A 14,650-nucleotide genomic window follows, 5' to 3' on the forward strand; every position below is an offset into this window, starting at 1 on the left:
GTTATTTTATTGCGTCATTCATTACATAATGCAGCTAAAATTTAAATTTTTTACTAAAAAATGTAATCGATAACAATTCTGTTTCGTGATTTTTTTATAATATCTTATAAATAAGAACAAAAAAAACCGCCTCAGCTGAGGTGGTTAAAAAAATTATAGTATAAAGCAATTAATTATAACCGGGATTTTGCATTGCTTGTTTTTCGTCGGGAGTAAGTGGCACTCCATTCTTAGTAGACGAATCTAAAAAGGCCTGAGGGATAGGGCGTAAACTGTGGTAATCTTTTATATTTGGAGCCGCCTCTGGATTATAAAGTTTAGTTCTTTCTACCAAAGTTTTTGTTCTGGACAAGTCTGCCCATCTGTGAAATTCACCCATTAATTCTCTTGCCTTTTCATTAAGAATGAAATGAATAAACATTAAAGGTTTAGTTGATGCTGAAGACGGATACATCTCTTTAGATGCTTCTGTTGTTCCTGGTGTAAATGAAGCTTCGGTTACTACCATTTCAGATACAGTACTTGAATTAACATTTGTAGGAACATTTTCTGCTATATAATAAACTGAACCTCTATCTTGCCCTGCTTTATAAGCTGCTCTGCTTCTTAATACATTCAAGTAAGTTAATGCTTTTGGATAATTATCCAATCTTCCATAGGCTTCTGCCGCAATAAGATAGGTTTCTCCAAGTCGTGCTAATATTCCGTCGCGAGTTCCCTTTGCTTCGCCAAGATTGGCTCTAAAAGGGTCATTATACTTAGACAAAGACGGATATGTACTAAGATTATAATCAGTTGATTGATTTCCTGAATTATCAACACCGTATCTTGTTAACATCAAAGGAGCAAAAGTATTCTTGTAAGCAGCAGTAAAACGAGTATCTGTTTTACTGTTAACAATCATATTAACAGCCGGTTCTCCAATTTTAAATTTAGGTTGCCCAACTAACCCGGGAGAAGGTGCATTTGCTGCTGTCCATTTAGGGATATTAGTACTATTTACAGCAGCAATATAAGTAGTCTGGAAACTTTTGTAAAATCTTGAATCTGATTTTCTGTCATAAATATCCAAAGCGTAATCTGTTGGTCTCAAACGTTGAAATTCTCTACCATTTTCTAAGTTTCTGGTCATACCAGGAAAATTTCTATATATTGATAAAAAATACATATGAGTCTGATTACCATATCTTCCTTGTAATGCAACAGTATTATCAAATTGAGAAGAAAGCAAAATTTCTGATAATCTTTCATTAGGACCATTAACAGCAGTATAATTAAAAATATCTTTGTAATCTGGGGCCAAAGTTCTGGATGCAATAACCAAATCAGCATATTTTGCTGCATTTGTTAAATCAGTAGCTTCAGTAATACCAGCATTTAACTCACTAGCTCTTGTAAGATACATTTTTGCTAAAAAGTGCTGAGCAGCAACCTTAGTAATACGACCGACCTGTGTAGCAGTAACTGGCAATAAACTCTCTGATTTTAAGAAATCTGATTCAATTTGTTTAAAAACTTCTGCAGTAGTAGCTCTTGGAAATTCTGAAACATCACTTCTGATAGGAACTAAACTAATCGGAACAGCACCAAATTGCTCCACTAATTTAAAATAATTGAATGCACGCAAAAAGTAAACCTCTCCTAATCTGGTATCTTTTAACGCTTTGTTAGAATCTGGCAATACTGTCGGTATTTTAGTGATACCAATATTAGCCAAATTAATTTGAGCATACATATTGTCCCAAAAAGCCTTTAAGTTAGCCGTTTCTGTTGATGCTAAAATCGAACTATAAGTATTCCATTGCACAAAATCAGTTCCTCCTCCATTAGTAAAAGAATCTGTTCCGTAATCCGTCATTGCGTATGACCACTCATAATTATGATGGAATCGCAATCCTTCATAACCTCCATTCACTAACTCTTCGATACCTGCCGGTGAGTCGTAACGCTGTTGCGTTAGAGTAGCTACCATGTCTTCTTCAAGAAAATTGTCATTACAGGAAAATAAAAAACCTGCAGAAACTGACAATAATATTATTAATGATTTTTTCATTTGAGTAAATTTAAATATTATTTATTTTTTAAAAAGCAGCATTAAGACCTAATACAAAACTTCTCGTTGTTACAGAGGATGCACCGCCTCCAGAAGCATAACTAGAGTCAGCATCTAAGAAACTTGTTTTAGAATACAAAAATGGATTTACAAGCTGTGTATATAATTTCAAATTGGTCATCCCAATTTTTCCAATAACATCTTTTGGCAAATTATAACCCAATGAAACATATCTAAGTTTAACAAATGATCCGTCTTGATAGTTCATAGCACTATAATGTATAGGTTGTCCTCCGTTGTTATAATTTGCTGCAGGATATTCGTTAGTAGGATTATTTGGTGTCCAATAATCTACTTTTCTATGTACAAATTGCCCTTGCATATCTACAGCACCACCCGCTACAGTTTGTCCCCATCTTGAATAAATAAAAGCAGACAATTCAAAATTTTTGTAATTAAAAGTATTTATAAATCCTGCAGTCCAATCCGGATCTGTATGTCCAATGATTTGTCTATCATTGTTAGCATCAATTCTTCCATCATTATTTACATCTTCAACACGAATATCCCCTGCCTTATATGTACCTCCATTACTATTAAATACTGCCATTTCTGCTGCATCCTCATTTTGCCAGATACCGATTTTTTTATAATCATAATATACAGATATTGGCTGTCCAATAAACCAATTATTAACAATATCATCAGCCTTACCTACTAATGAAACTATTTCTGTTCTATTTTGGCTAAATGTAAAATCTGAAGTCCATTTAAAATCTTTTGCTTCAATATTCACAGTTGACAGTTGAACTTCAATACCCTTATTTTGAGTTTCCCCTGCATTTATAGTAATTTTACCATATCCCGTTACAGAGTTAGGAGCTTTATCTAATAAAATATCAGAAGTGTTTGCCACATAATAATCAATAGATCCAGTTACACGATTGTTAAAAAATCCAAAATCCAAACCAAAATTGATTGTTTTTGTTTTTTCCCATCCCAATGCCGGATTAGGTATCGATCCTCTGCTATCTTCTGAATTTTTAGGATCTCCAGTTACATATCCTTTTGAAGGTACATTACCAAAAATATAAGGCACTGAAACCAATGCACCTGCTGTACCATAAGCATCAACAGTTTGATTACCTACTGTTCCTATACCTGCACGAAATTTAAACTGCTGTATCCAACTAATATCTTTAAGAAATTCTTCTTCACTAATTTTCCAACCTAATGAAGCAGATGGAAAGAAATCCCACTTATTTCCATCACTCAAAACCGAGGCGCCATCCGATCTTCCTGTAACAGTTAATAAATATTTATTTGCATAAGAATAATTAAATCTCGCCATATAGGATGCAAGTGTTTTCTTTACATAGCCAGACCCCCAACCATCTAAAGCTCCTCTGTTTGTGGATCCTAAATTATGCCACAATTGACTATCATAAGGCAAATCGGTAGCCGTCATTGTAGAAGTTTCTGTTTTGTTCATGGAAGAACTTTGCAATAAGGTAACACCCAATGTATGTTTACCATTAAATGTTTTATCATAATATAATAAATTTTCAAAAGTCCAAGAAACATCTTCCCTATTATCCAATTTCGCATAATTGGTAGACGTAGCAGTTCCTCCTCTTAAACTAGATGTCGCATATTGATATTGTCCAACTGTGTAATTTCTAATATCAGGACCAAAAATAGATTTGAATCGCAAACCTTTAGCAAGTCTAATATCTGCAAAAAAGCTTCCAAACATTCTTGCTGTAGTTCGCTCATTTATTACTAAATCTTTATCTCTAATAGGATTAACAACATTTACACTTCCTCCTGGATTAAAAATATAATTACCATCAGCATCATAAGGCTCAGCAAAAGGATATTGAGATCGGGCAGCTCCGTATAATTGTGCAGAACCTCTTGAACCACTACCGGCATATCCGTAATTTTGAATACTGTAGTTTGTATTAACAGTAGCTCCAAAAGTTAACCATTGGGAAGCTTTAAGTTCCACTCCTAATAAAGCTGTGTAGCGTCTAAAATCCTGACCTGCAATTGAACCCGTTTGATCCAAAATTCCAAGAGATGCATAAGTTTTTACCTTGTCAGTACCCATGCTAAGACTAAGGTTATTATTACGAACGATTCCTGTTTGTAAAATAGAAGATGTCCAATCTGTTGTTGGAATTTTACTGCCATCATAAACAGGAATACCATTTTCAATAACTGGCACACGATTAGCCTTATCGACCCAGGTATATCCCGCTGCAATGTTTTCCCAAGCAGTTTTATCTGTTCCAAAATATTGAAAATCTTTCGCCGGATCAGCGTAATTCATTGTAACACCACTACCGTCTTTATACAAGCCTGCATAGCGCAATGCATCTCTTCTATATTCTGCGTATTCACCAGCATCATAATAATCAGCCAAATCAGTTAACTTCTCCATAGTCAAAGTTGATTCAAAGCTAATTTGAGCCTTTCCAGCTTTTCCTTTTTTAGTTGTTATCAAAACAACTCCATTGGATCCCCTAGAACCATAAATAGCTGTTGAAGAAGCATCTTTCAATACTTCCATAGATTCAATATCGCTTGAATTAAACATTTCGATACCTCCAGATTGTAATGGAACACCGTCCACAACATACAAAGGACCATTTTGTCCACTAATGGATCTATTTCCTCTAATTCTGATTGAGCCAACTTCGCCTGGCCTTGAATTAGACGTAATATCTACTCCAGCAATTTTTCCTTGTGCGCCCTGTAAAATGTTTTGTACTGGACTTGAATTCAATTTCGCAGCATTTATACTTCCAATTGCTCCTGTAACATCTGATTTCTTTTGGGTTCCATAACCAACCACAACTATCTCATTAAGCTGGGCTGCTTCTTCTACCAATTTTACATTGATCTCAGAATTCTGAGCAACTGTTACCTCTACCGTTTTTGAGCCAGTAGAAGAAAAAACCAACACTTGCCCCGGAGCGGCACTTATAGAGTACTTACCATCAAAGTCAGTACTGTTACCCGTCTTAGTGCCTTTAATGATTACATTCGCACCTGGTATTGGCAATCCTGAAGCATCAGTGATTGTTCCTTTAACCACTTTGTTCTGCGCATAACCAGATGTATGCAGTAATGCAAACACGGCTAAAAGCAGCAAAAGACTAAATTTGTTTTTCATAAAAATTATTTTTGGTTAATTTAAATTAGTTTAACCAAATGTATCCAGAAGTACTTCCGACAGCATCCTGTAGTATCCTGTTAGTTATCAGTAAATTATGTTTTATATTTAATTTTTATTTAACAAAAAAAACGATAATCCACTGATTAACAACGTAAAAGCGCAGTATGTTCCTGCAAATAGTCAATTTAAAATTTAAGCTATTTATTTTTTATGTATTTATACATTTTTACTTAAAAAAATAATAAATCAAAAAAAATATACTTTATTAATTTATCCTTAATTTATTATCAATAATTAACAACAGGATGCAACAGGATAGCAATTTGATAATAACTCTTTATTTTTACTCATTTGGTATTTCACAATTGTCTGTATATACTTAACATAAATATTTTTTTTTAAACGCTACATATACATAATGAAACATACGAAAACCCTGCTTGCCTTTTTATCTGTTTTTTGTTTTGCTCTTAATTCATTTTCCCAAAAGTCATATAAATCTCCCTGGCCAGAAACTAGTAGCATAAATCAGCCTTGGACACGTTGGTGGTGGATGGGAAGTGCCGTAGACAAACCTAACTTAAAAAAGAGCCTGGTCGATTTTCATAAAGCCGGAATTGGCGGTGTCGAAATTACCCCTATATATGGCGTAAAAGGAGAAGAAAACAATTTCATCGATTACCTGTCTCCAAAATGGATGGAAATGCTTGATTATACTATTCATGTTTCAGACAGTCTTCATATGCAGGTTGATATGGTTTTAGGAACCGGATGGCCTTACGGAGGTTCTCACGTTACCCTGCCTCACGCAGCCACAAAACTGATTGTCGAAAAATATCAGCTAAAAAAGAATGAAACAATAGATCGCTCTATTAAACTTGAAGATACTAAGGAAAAAACTCCGGCTGAACTTTTATATGTAGCTGCATACGGCAGCGATGGAAGTTATGTTAATCTAACAGATCAGTTGAAAAATAAAAATTCAAAACTAAATGATAAAGGTATTGATGGAACTTCTGTAACCTTAGCTAACAATTCGGACCCAAACAAATTAAAATGGAAAGCCAAAAAAACAGATTACACTATTTATTCTGTTTTTAGCGGCAAAACCGGCCAAAAGGTAAAAAGAGCAGCTCCGGGAGGAAGTGGCTATACTCTGGATCATTATTCTAAAGAAGCTTTAAACGCTTATGTAGTGCCTTTTAACAATGCTTTGAAAGGACGCGAGGGAAAAATCAGGGCTATTTTTAATGACAGCTATGAAGTTTACGGAACTGATTTTACCCCAAATTTTTTCGAAGAATTCCAAAAACGAAGAGGATATGATCTTAAAAAACAATTGCCTCTAATATTGAGTGAAACTGATAACGAAATAGCAAACCGAATAAGAAGTGATTACCGTCAAACCATAGCCGACTTATTACTGAATAATTTTGATAAGCCGTGGACGCAATGGGCGAATTCAAAAAACTTCAGGACCAAACTTCAGGCACACGGATCTCCTGGGAATTTAATTGATTTATATGCTTCTGCGGATATTCCTGAATGTGAAACTTTTGGATCAATGCCCTTTGATATTCCGGGTTTCAGACGCGAAAAAGAAGATATTCGTGAAGGTGATGCTGATCCGGTAATGCTTAAATTCTCTTCATCAGCAGCACATATTTCAGGGAAAAATCTGGTTTCATCTGAAACTTTCACGTGGTTAAGAGAACATTTTAAAACCGCCTTATCACAATGCAAACCAGAAGCTGAAGATTTAATGCTAAATGGTGTCAATCATATTTTTCTTCATGGCTCTACTTATTCGCCAGAAAGAGCTGCGTGGCCAGGATGGAAATTTTATGCTTCTGTAAATTTTAATTCAAATAATAACATTTGGGAGGACGCTCCTTCCCTGTTTTCCTATATTTCAAACTGCCAGTCCATGCTGCAGCAAGGAAAATCAGACAATGAAATTTTACTTTACTGGCCTATTTTTGACATCTGGGACCAATATCATAAAGGGACTTTATTCTTTCAGTTCAAAATACATTCTTTAGATGAATGGCTGCACGGAACTGCTTTTTACAACACAACAAAGGAGTTAATGCAAAAAGGCTACGGAGTCGATTTTATTTCAGATAATTTTATTGCCGAAGCTAAAGTCGTAAATGGTAATATCGTTCTTCCAGGTGGTACTTTTAAATCATTAATTGTTCCGTCCTGCAAAAAAATGCCTCTGGCCACTCTGCAAAAGCTGATTGAATTACAAAAAGCCGGTGGTAAAGTAATTTTTCAGGGCTTACCTGAATCTCTTCCCGGTTTTAATGATTATAAAAATCAGGAGACAAAACTTCAGTCTGTTCTGGCTGAAAACAAAGAAGCTGTAAAACCTGTTTCGAATATTTTTGAAACGTTAGAAAAGGCTGAGATATATCCTGAAGCACTTGTAAATACAGGTCTAAAATTCATTAGGAGAAATATTGACGGCGAAAAAATATATTATCTGGTCAATCATACTCCAAAAACGATCGATGGTTTTATTCCACTAGAAATTGGCAATAAAGAAGTATTCATTTTGGATCCGTTAAACAGAAACTTCGGAAATGCAGTCGTTCAGAAAACAGCAAAAAACACTTTGGTAAAAATCAAAATAGAGCCGGGACAATCATACTTCCTGAAAACTGAAAATACTGCTTCGCAAAAAAAATGGAACTATTACGAGCCAACCGCTGATCCAATTGCATTAAAAGGAAACTGGAAAATTAATTTTGATAAAGGCGGACCAATATTACCTCCAAGTGCTACGATTTCGAATTTGGAATCATGGACAAAACTTGGTTCGGAAGCCGAAGCATTTTCTGGATCGGCAACCTACTCACTTGAATTTGAAAATCCAAATACTAAAACAGAAACATGGAGTTTAAATTTAGGCGATGTCCGCGAAAGCGCCAAAATCTGGTTAAATGATGAATTTATTGGAACGGCCTGGTCAGTCCCTTATAAATTAAATATCGGAAAATTAAAACCCGGAAAAAACACTCTGAAAATTCAGGTCACAAATCTTTCTGCAAACCGAATTCGGGACAAAGAATTAAAAGGCGAAGAATGGAAAATTTTCTATGAAATCAATATGGTAGACAAAGACTATAAAAAATTCGATGCCACAAAATGGAACCCAATGCCTTCCGGATTATTAGGTCCCGTTACGATCACAGCTTTAAAGAAACAAAATTAATTCCTATAAAGATAGAAAAATGAGAAAATTACTTTTATTGTTTGTACTATGTCTTTCATATACGAACACTACAAACGCGCAGCAGCCATTTGATAAAAAATTAGTATTAAAGCAAATGATTCTGGCGAATGATTATTTCATGCAAAAATGGCCGGAAACTGGTAAAACAATCATTACCAATAAAGAACGTCCAAGTAATATCTGGACACGTGGCGTTTATTATGAAGGATTAATGGCGTTACATGAAATTTTCCCTAAAGAAGCCTATTACAAATATGCATACGACTGGTCAGAATTTCACAAATGGGGTTTTAATGGCGGAAACGTAACCCGTAATGCAGACAATTACTGTGCAGCCCAAACATATATTGATTTATACAATTTAGAACCGGATGCTAAAAAACTAAAAAACACCAAAGCAAATATAAACATGCTATTGAACACGCCTCAACTGGACGACTGGTCATGGATTGATGCTATTCAAATGGGAATGCCGGTTTTTGCAAAATTGGGTGTTTTAGAGAAAGACAACCGATACTTCGAAAAAATGTATCAGATGTACATGTATTCAAGAAACAAACACGGTGATAACGGTCTTTTTAACCCAAAAGACGGTTTGTGGTGGCGTGATGCCGATTTTGATCCTCCTTACAAAGAACCAAATGGTGAAGATTGTTACTGGAGCCGCGGAAATGGCTGGGTAATTGGTGCTTTGGCAAAAGTATTGACTATAATTCCAAAAAATGCGCCTCACAGAGATCAGTATGTAAAAGATTTAAAAGCAATGGCAGCAGCTTTAGTTCCAATTCAAAGACCTGACGGATTCTGGAACGTGAGTTTACATGATCCTACCAATTTTGGCGAAAAAGAAACTTCAGGAACTGCTTTATTTGTTTACGGAATGGCTTACGGAATAAACAGCGGAATTTTAAAAAAAGAAACGTATTTGCCTGTAATCGAAAAAGCATGGAACGCCATAACCAAAGATGCTTTGCATGATACCGGGTTTTTAGGCTACCTGCAATCTACAGGAAAAGAGCCAAAAGACGGGCAGCCGTTATCTTACGATAAAATACCTGATTTTGAAGATTACGGATTAGGTTGTTTTTTACTGGCCGGATCAGAAATTTATAAGATGAAATAATGTGGGCGTGCCCCTCCCGAAAAGGTCGGGTCGGGCTGTACGCTCCCGCTTCCCGATGAAAAATCGGGAGAGCTCCACTTCCATCCCTCACGCAACTAACCAACAACCACCATGAAAAAAACATTCTTTTGTCTTCTTTTGATATTCCTCAATTCAGGTCTTTTTTCACAAGAATTTAAAAGAGAAAAATACAATTTCAATCCCGATTGGAAAATAAAAACAGGAGATTCCCAAAATGCGGAATCTCCTGTTTTTGATGATACCTCATGGAGAAAAGTTACATTGCCACATGCCTACAATCAGGAAGAGGCTTTTGAAAAGGATATTGATCATCATACGACAGGAATTGTATGGTACAGAAAGAAATTCAAACTTCCAAAAGGTGTCAAAGACAAAAAGATTTTTATCGAACTTGAAGGGATTCGACAGGGAGGTTTTATTTATGTAAACGGAGAAAAAGCAGGCATTCATGAAAATGGTGTGATGGGCTTTGGGTTTGATATTTCTAAAATGATCAAACCTTTTCCAGAAGAAAACACCATTGCTCTAAGAATTGACAATGACTGGAAATACAGGGAAACAGCCACGAATTCTACCTATCAGTGGAATAATATGAATTTCAATGCCAATTATGGCGGAATACCGAAAAACGTTTTCCTTCATATTACAAATAAATTATACCAGACACTTCCCCTCTATTCTAACCTAAAAACTACGGGAGTTTATATCTATCCTTCTAATATAAATATTCAGGAACAAAGTGCCATTATTCATGCTGAATCTGAAATTCGTAATGAATTTGATACAGAAAAAAAGGTAGAATACAATGTCGTTATTGAAGATATCAAGGGTAAAACAATTGCTTCATTTACCGGTGAAAAAGCAAACCTTCTTCCTAATGAAACTAAAATTTTAAAAGCCCGCAAACTCATTAATAATTTACATTTTTGGAGCTGGGGTTACGGCTATTTATACACCGTAAAAACCATTTTAAAAGTCGATGGAAAAATCATTGACGAAGTTTCAACCAAAACCGGCTTTCGCAAAACAGCATTCAAAAATGGCGAAATCTGGCTAAATGACCGTGTTCTTCAGGTAAAAGGATATGCGCAAAGAACCAGCAACGAGTGGCCCGCTATCGGAATGTCGGTACCGCCATGGCTGAGTGACTTTAGCAATAAATTGATAGTTGAAGGTAACGGAAACTTAGTAAGATGGATGCACGTTACGCCCTGGAGACAAGATGTAGAATCTTGCGACAGAGTTGGCTTATTACAGGCAATGCCCGCCGGAGATGCTGAAAAGGATGCCAAAGGCGAACAATGGATTCAGCGTGTCAACTTAATGCGCGATGCTATCATTTACAACCGAAACAACCCAAGTATTATTTTTTATGAGAGCGGCAATGAATCTATCAGCGAAGAGCATATGAAAGAAATGAAAGCAATTCGAAATCTATACGATCCCAACGGCGGACGCGCTATCGGCTCCCGTGAAATGCTCGACAGTAAAGAAGCAGAATATGGCGGGGAAATGCTTTACATTAATAAAAGTGCAGGAATCCCTTTATGGGCAACCGAATATTCAAGAGATGAAGGCCTGCGTAAATATTGGGACGAATTCTCTCCTCCTTTTCATAAAGAAGGTGCTGGTCCTCTATACCGCGATAAACCTGCCGAAGATTACAATCACAATCAGGACCGTCATGCCATCGAAAATATTACAAGGTGGTATGATTATTACAGGGAAAGACCCGGAACCGGAAAAAGAGTAAATTCGGGTGGTGTTAATATTATTTTTTCTGATTCGAATACGCATCACAGAGGCGAATCCAATTACAGGACCAGTGGCGAGGTAGATGCTATGCGTATTCCAAAAGACGGATTTTGGGCGCATCAGGTGATGTGGGACGGCTGGGTGGATATCGAAAAATACCGTACGTACATTATGGGGCACTGGAACTATGCTAATAAAGTGGTCAAAAACATTTATGTAGTCTCAACAGCTTCAAAAGTGGAACTTTTTATCAACGGAATCTCACAGGGTTTTGGAAAACAAAGCAATCAGTTCCTCTTTACTTTTGAAAATATTGCATTTAAAGAAGGCACTATAAAAGCGATTGGATACGATGAAAAAGGAACTATTTTGAGTGAAGACTCCAAAATAACTGTTGGAAATCCAGAAGCAATCAGACTAAAATTAATTACCCAAAAACAGGGACTTTTGGCAGATGGTGCAGATGTAGCACTAGTGGATGTTGAAGTGATTGACAAAAACGGAAACCGCTGTTCCATCAGCAATGACATGATTACTTTTTCTGTAGAAGGTCCGGTGACCTGGTTAGGTGGAATAGCACAGGGTCCAAAAAATTATATTCTTTCTAAAACGATTCCGGTTGAAAATGGCGTTAACAGAGTTATGGTACAATCCATGATAAATGGCGGAAAAATAAAAATTTCGGCCACAGCTAAAGGATTAAAATCAGCAGAAGTAACTTTTGAAAGTAAAGCTGTAAAAACTCAAAATGGACTTTCTACAGCGATTCCGAGTGTTAATTTAGCGTCGAATTTAGAAAGAGGCCCTACTCCAAAAACACCATCTTATACAATAAAAAGAAATCCTGCTGCTATAGTAAGCGCTTCATCGCCTTCTAATAGTAATGAGACATTTAAAAGTTATGATGATAACGAATTGACGGAATGGAAAAATGATGGGAATATAAAAAGTGGTTCCATAACGTATACATTGTCAAAACCTTCAATGGTGAATGAATGTGTAATTAAATTGACAGGATGGAGGTCTAAAATCTATCCAATTCGTATTTTAGCAGGTGATAAAGAAGTTTTCAAGGGCAATACAACTCAGAGTCTGGGATATATTACAATTCCTTTGGAACCAGTTCTAGCTGAAAAAATCACAATTAAACTCATCGGATCAAACACAGAAAAAGATGGATTCTCTAAAATTGTTGAAGTGGAAGCAAACAAAGATTTGGATTTATTTAAAGACCCAACAGCAGTAAATGCAAAAGGACAATTACGTATTGTCGAAATAGAATTTTATGAAAAAATCAAATAATTTAAACCGATTTAAGGTAGCCTTATTTTGTATTTCTTTAGGGATGAGTCTTTCTGTATTCTCACAAAAAAAGGAAATTCCGTTATGGGACAAAATACCTGATGCTATTGAAAACAAAGAATATACAGAAAAAATAGTCACTAATAAAGATGGCATTGCTGTAGATGTACGCAAAGTAACAGTACCTACTCTAACAGCTTATTTTGCTGATCAGGAAAAATCAAACGGAACTTCCGTTATAATGTGCCCCGGTGGTGCTTACGGAATGCTGGCCATTGACAAAGAAGGTTATAAAGTTGCCGAATGGTTTAATAGTCTTGGCATAAATGCTTTTGTTTTAAAATACAGATTGCCAAGCGATTTCATTATGAAGAATAAAACTGTTGCACCTCTGCAGGATGCTCAGGAAGCCGTTCGTCTGGTTAGAAGAAATGCGGCAAAGTGGAAACTAGATCCTAACAAAATTGGTTTTATGGGATTTTCTGCCGGAGGTCATTTGGCCTCTACTTTAGCTACACATTATGACGATAAGATCTATACTCCTTCTGATACAACGAGTGCAAAACCTAATTTTTCAATTCTAATTTATCCTGTAATATCCATGCAGGAAGGTGTTACGCATCAAGGTTCAAAAGATAATCTGTTGGGCAAAAATGTTCAGGGCGAAATAGTTGATAAATATTCAAATGAAAAGCAGGTAACCGCTTCAACTCCCAAAACTTTTTTAGTACATGCTACAGATGACAAAGCTGTTCCTGTAGAAAACAGTATTAATTATTATTTAGCTTTAAAAAAAGAAAAAGTTCTGGCAGAAATGCATTTATATGAAAACGGTGGTCATGGTTTTGGTCTGGGTGTAAAAGGCACTAATGCTTACTGGCCTGAAACCTGCAAAAAATGGCTGGCTGTTAACGACTATATTTTAAAATCTGATGGTTATGTATTCACTTATTTTAAGGGTAATGGCGAAGACGGTCTGCATATGGCGTACAGCGAAGACGGCTATAAATGGAATACTTTAAAAAATGACACCTCTTTTTTAACTCCTGAAGTTGGCAAAGATAAACTTATGCGTGATCCTTGTGTAATAAAAGGCGGTGACGGCTTATATCACATGGTTTGGACCGTAAGCTGGACAGACAAAGGCATAGGTTATGCTTCTTCAAAAGATTTGATTCATTGGTCAAAACAAGAATTTATTCCGGTTATGGCACATGAAGACAAAGCAAGAAATACCTGGGCTCCGGAAATTACGTATGATGAAAAATCTAAAACTTATATGATTTACTGGGCCTCAACAATTGACGGGAAATTTTTAGAAACCAAATCGGAAGAAGAGAAAGGGTACAATCACAGAATTTATTACACAAAAACCAAAGATTTCAAAAAGTTCTCCAAAACCAAATTACTTTACGAACCTGGGTTTAATGTCATCGATGCTTCTATTGTAAAAACAGACAAAGGTTACACCATGTATTTAAAAGATGAAACCAAAGTACCAGTTCAGAAAAATTTAAAAGTAGCCACCAGTAAAAAACTGAAGGGTCCATACACAAAGGCAAGTGAACCTATTACAGGAAATTACTGGGCTGAAGGCCCTACTGCTATTCAAATAAATAATGAATGGATTGTGTATTTTGATAAATATACGCAAAAGAAATATGGAGCCGTAAAACAAACTTCCAAAGGCTGGGAAGACATTTCTGACCAGGTTAGTTTTCCTAAAGGCACACGTCATGGAACTGTGATTAAAGTTTCTTCTGAGGTAATTACTGAATTGAAAAAACTATAAATTTAATATACCAATAACATAACTGGGTTGTAAAATCTACTATTATAATTTGTTAAAAAACATTTTTATACTTTATCCACAACGTAACATATTATTACTTTATTAAGTAGTAAAATGAGTACAAAATTATTACTCATTATATTTGTTAAAGTAATTTTAAATTCTATTTTTACAAAAAA

At 35.7% G+C, this 14,650-nt stretch carries 6 protein-coding genes; 4 read left to right on the forward strand and 2 right to left on the reverse strand.

Features of this window, described 5'->3' with window-relative positions; all coding sequences use genetic code 11:
* Positions 1-169: 169 nt before the first annotated feature.
* Positions 170-2,053 carry a RagB/SusD family nutrient uptake outer membrane protein gene (locus K8B81_RS02130; protein ID WP_223678569.1) on the reverse strand — a complete coding sequence of 628 codons (1,884 nt, stop codon included), beginning with the start codon at positions 2,051-2,053 and terminating at the stop codon, positions 170-172.
* Between the two features lie 28 nt (positions 2,054-2,081).
* Positions 2,082-5,234: a SusC/RagA family TonB-linked outer membrane protein gene (locus tag K8B81_RS02135; RefSeq protein WP_223678570.1), complete on the reverse strand. Its 3,153-nt coding sequence runs from the start codon at positions 5,232-5,234 to the stop codon at positions 2,082-2,084.
* 421 nt (positions 5,235-5,655) lie between these two features.
* On the opposite strand from K8B81_RS02135, the gene K8B81_RS02140 reads away from it, so the two are divergent.
* From K8B81_RS02140 to K8B81_RS02155, 4 genes are all read left to right on the forward strand, one after another.
* Positions 5,656-8,457, forward strand: a complete 2,802-nt coding sequence (locus K8B81_RS02140; RefSeq protein ID WP_223678571.1) for a glycosyl hydrolase — start codon at positions 5,656-5,658, stop codon at positions 8,455-8,457.
* Between the two features lie 19 nt (positions 8,458-8,476).
* Positions 8,477-9,601: a glycoside hydrolase family 88/105 protein gene (locus K8B81_RS02145; protein WP_223678572.1), complete on the forward strand. Its 1,125-nt coding sequence runs from the start codon at positions 8,477-8,479 to the stop codon at positions 9,599-9,601.
* Positions 9,602-9,712: 111 nt separating this feature from the next.
* Entirely contained in the window at positions 9,713-12,679 is a 2,967-nt protein-coding gene (locus K8B81_RS02150) for a glycoside hydrolase family 2 protein (RefSeq protein WP_223678573.1), read from the forward strand.
* Complete coding sequence (locus K8B81_RS02155; protein ID WP_223678574.1) at positions 12,663-14,471, forward strand: prolyl oligopeptidase family serine peptidase; 1,809 nt, start codon at positions 12,663-12,665, stop codon at positions 14,469-14,471. Before K8B81_RS02150 ends, K8B81_RS02155 begins: the two co-directional genes overlap by 17 nt.
* Positions 14,472-14,650 lie beyond the last annotated feature (179 nt).

It is taken from the genome of Flavobacterium hibisci (assembly GCF_020026925.1).
In the GTDB taxonomy this organism is placed as follows: Bacteria; Bacteroidota; Bacteroidia; order Flavobacteriales; family Flavobacteriaceae; genus Flavobacterium; species Flavobacterium hibisci.

Coding starts and splice junctions, on each gene's coding strand:
- K8B81_RS02130 (WP_223678569.1), bottom strand. CDS start 2,053: ATGAAAAAATCATTAATAATATTATTGTCAGTTTCTGCAGGTTTTTTA.
- K8B81_RS02135 (WP_223678570.1), bottom strand. CDS start 5,234: ATGAAAAACAAATTTAGTCTTTTGCTGCTTTTAGCCGTGTTTGCATTA.
- K8B81_RS02140 (WP_223678571.1), top strand. CDS start 5,656: ATGAAACATACGAAAACCCTGCTTGCCTTTTTATCTGTTTTTTGTTTT.
- K8B81_RS02145 (WP_223678572.1), top strand. CDS start 8,477: ATGAGAAAATTACTTTTATTGTTTGTACTATGTCTTTCATATACGAAC.
- K8B81_RS02150 (WP_223678573.1), top strand. CDS start 9,713: ATGAAAAAAACATTCTTTTGTCTTCTTTTGATATTCCTCAATTCAGGT.
- K8B81_RS02155 (WP_223678574.1), top strand. CDS start 12,663: ATGAAAAAATCAAATAATTTAAACCGATTTAAGGTAGCCTTATTTTGT.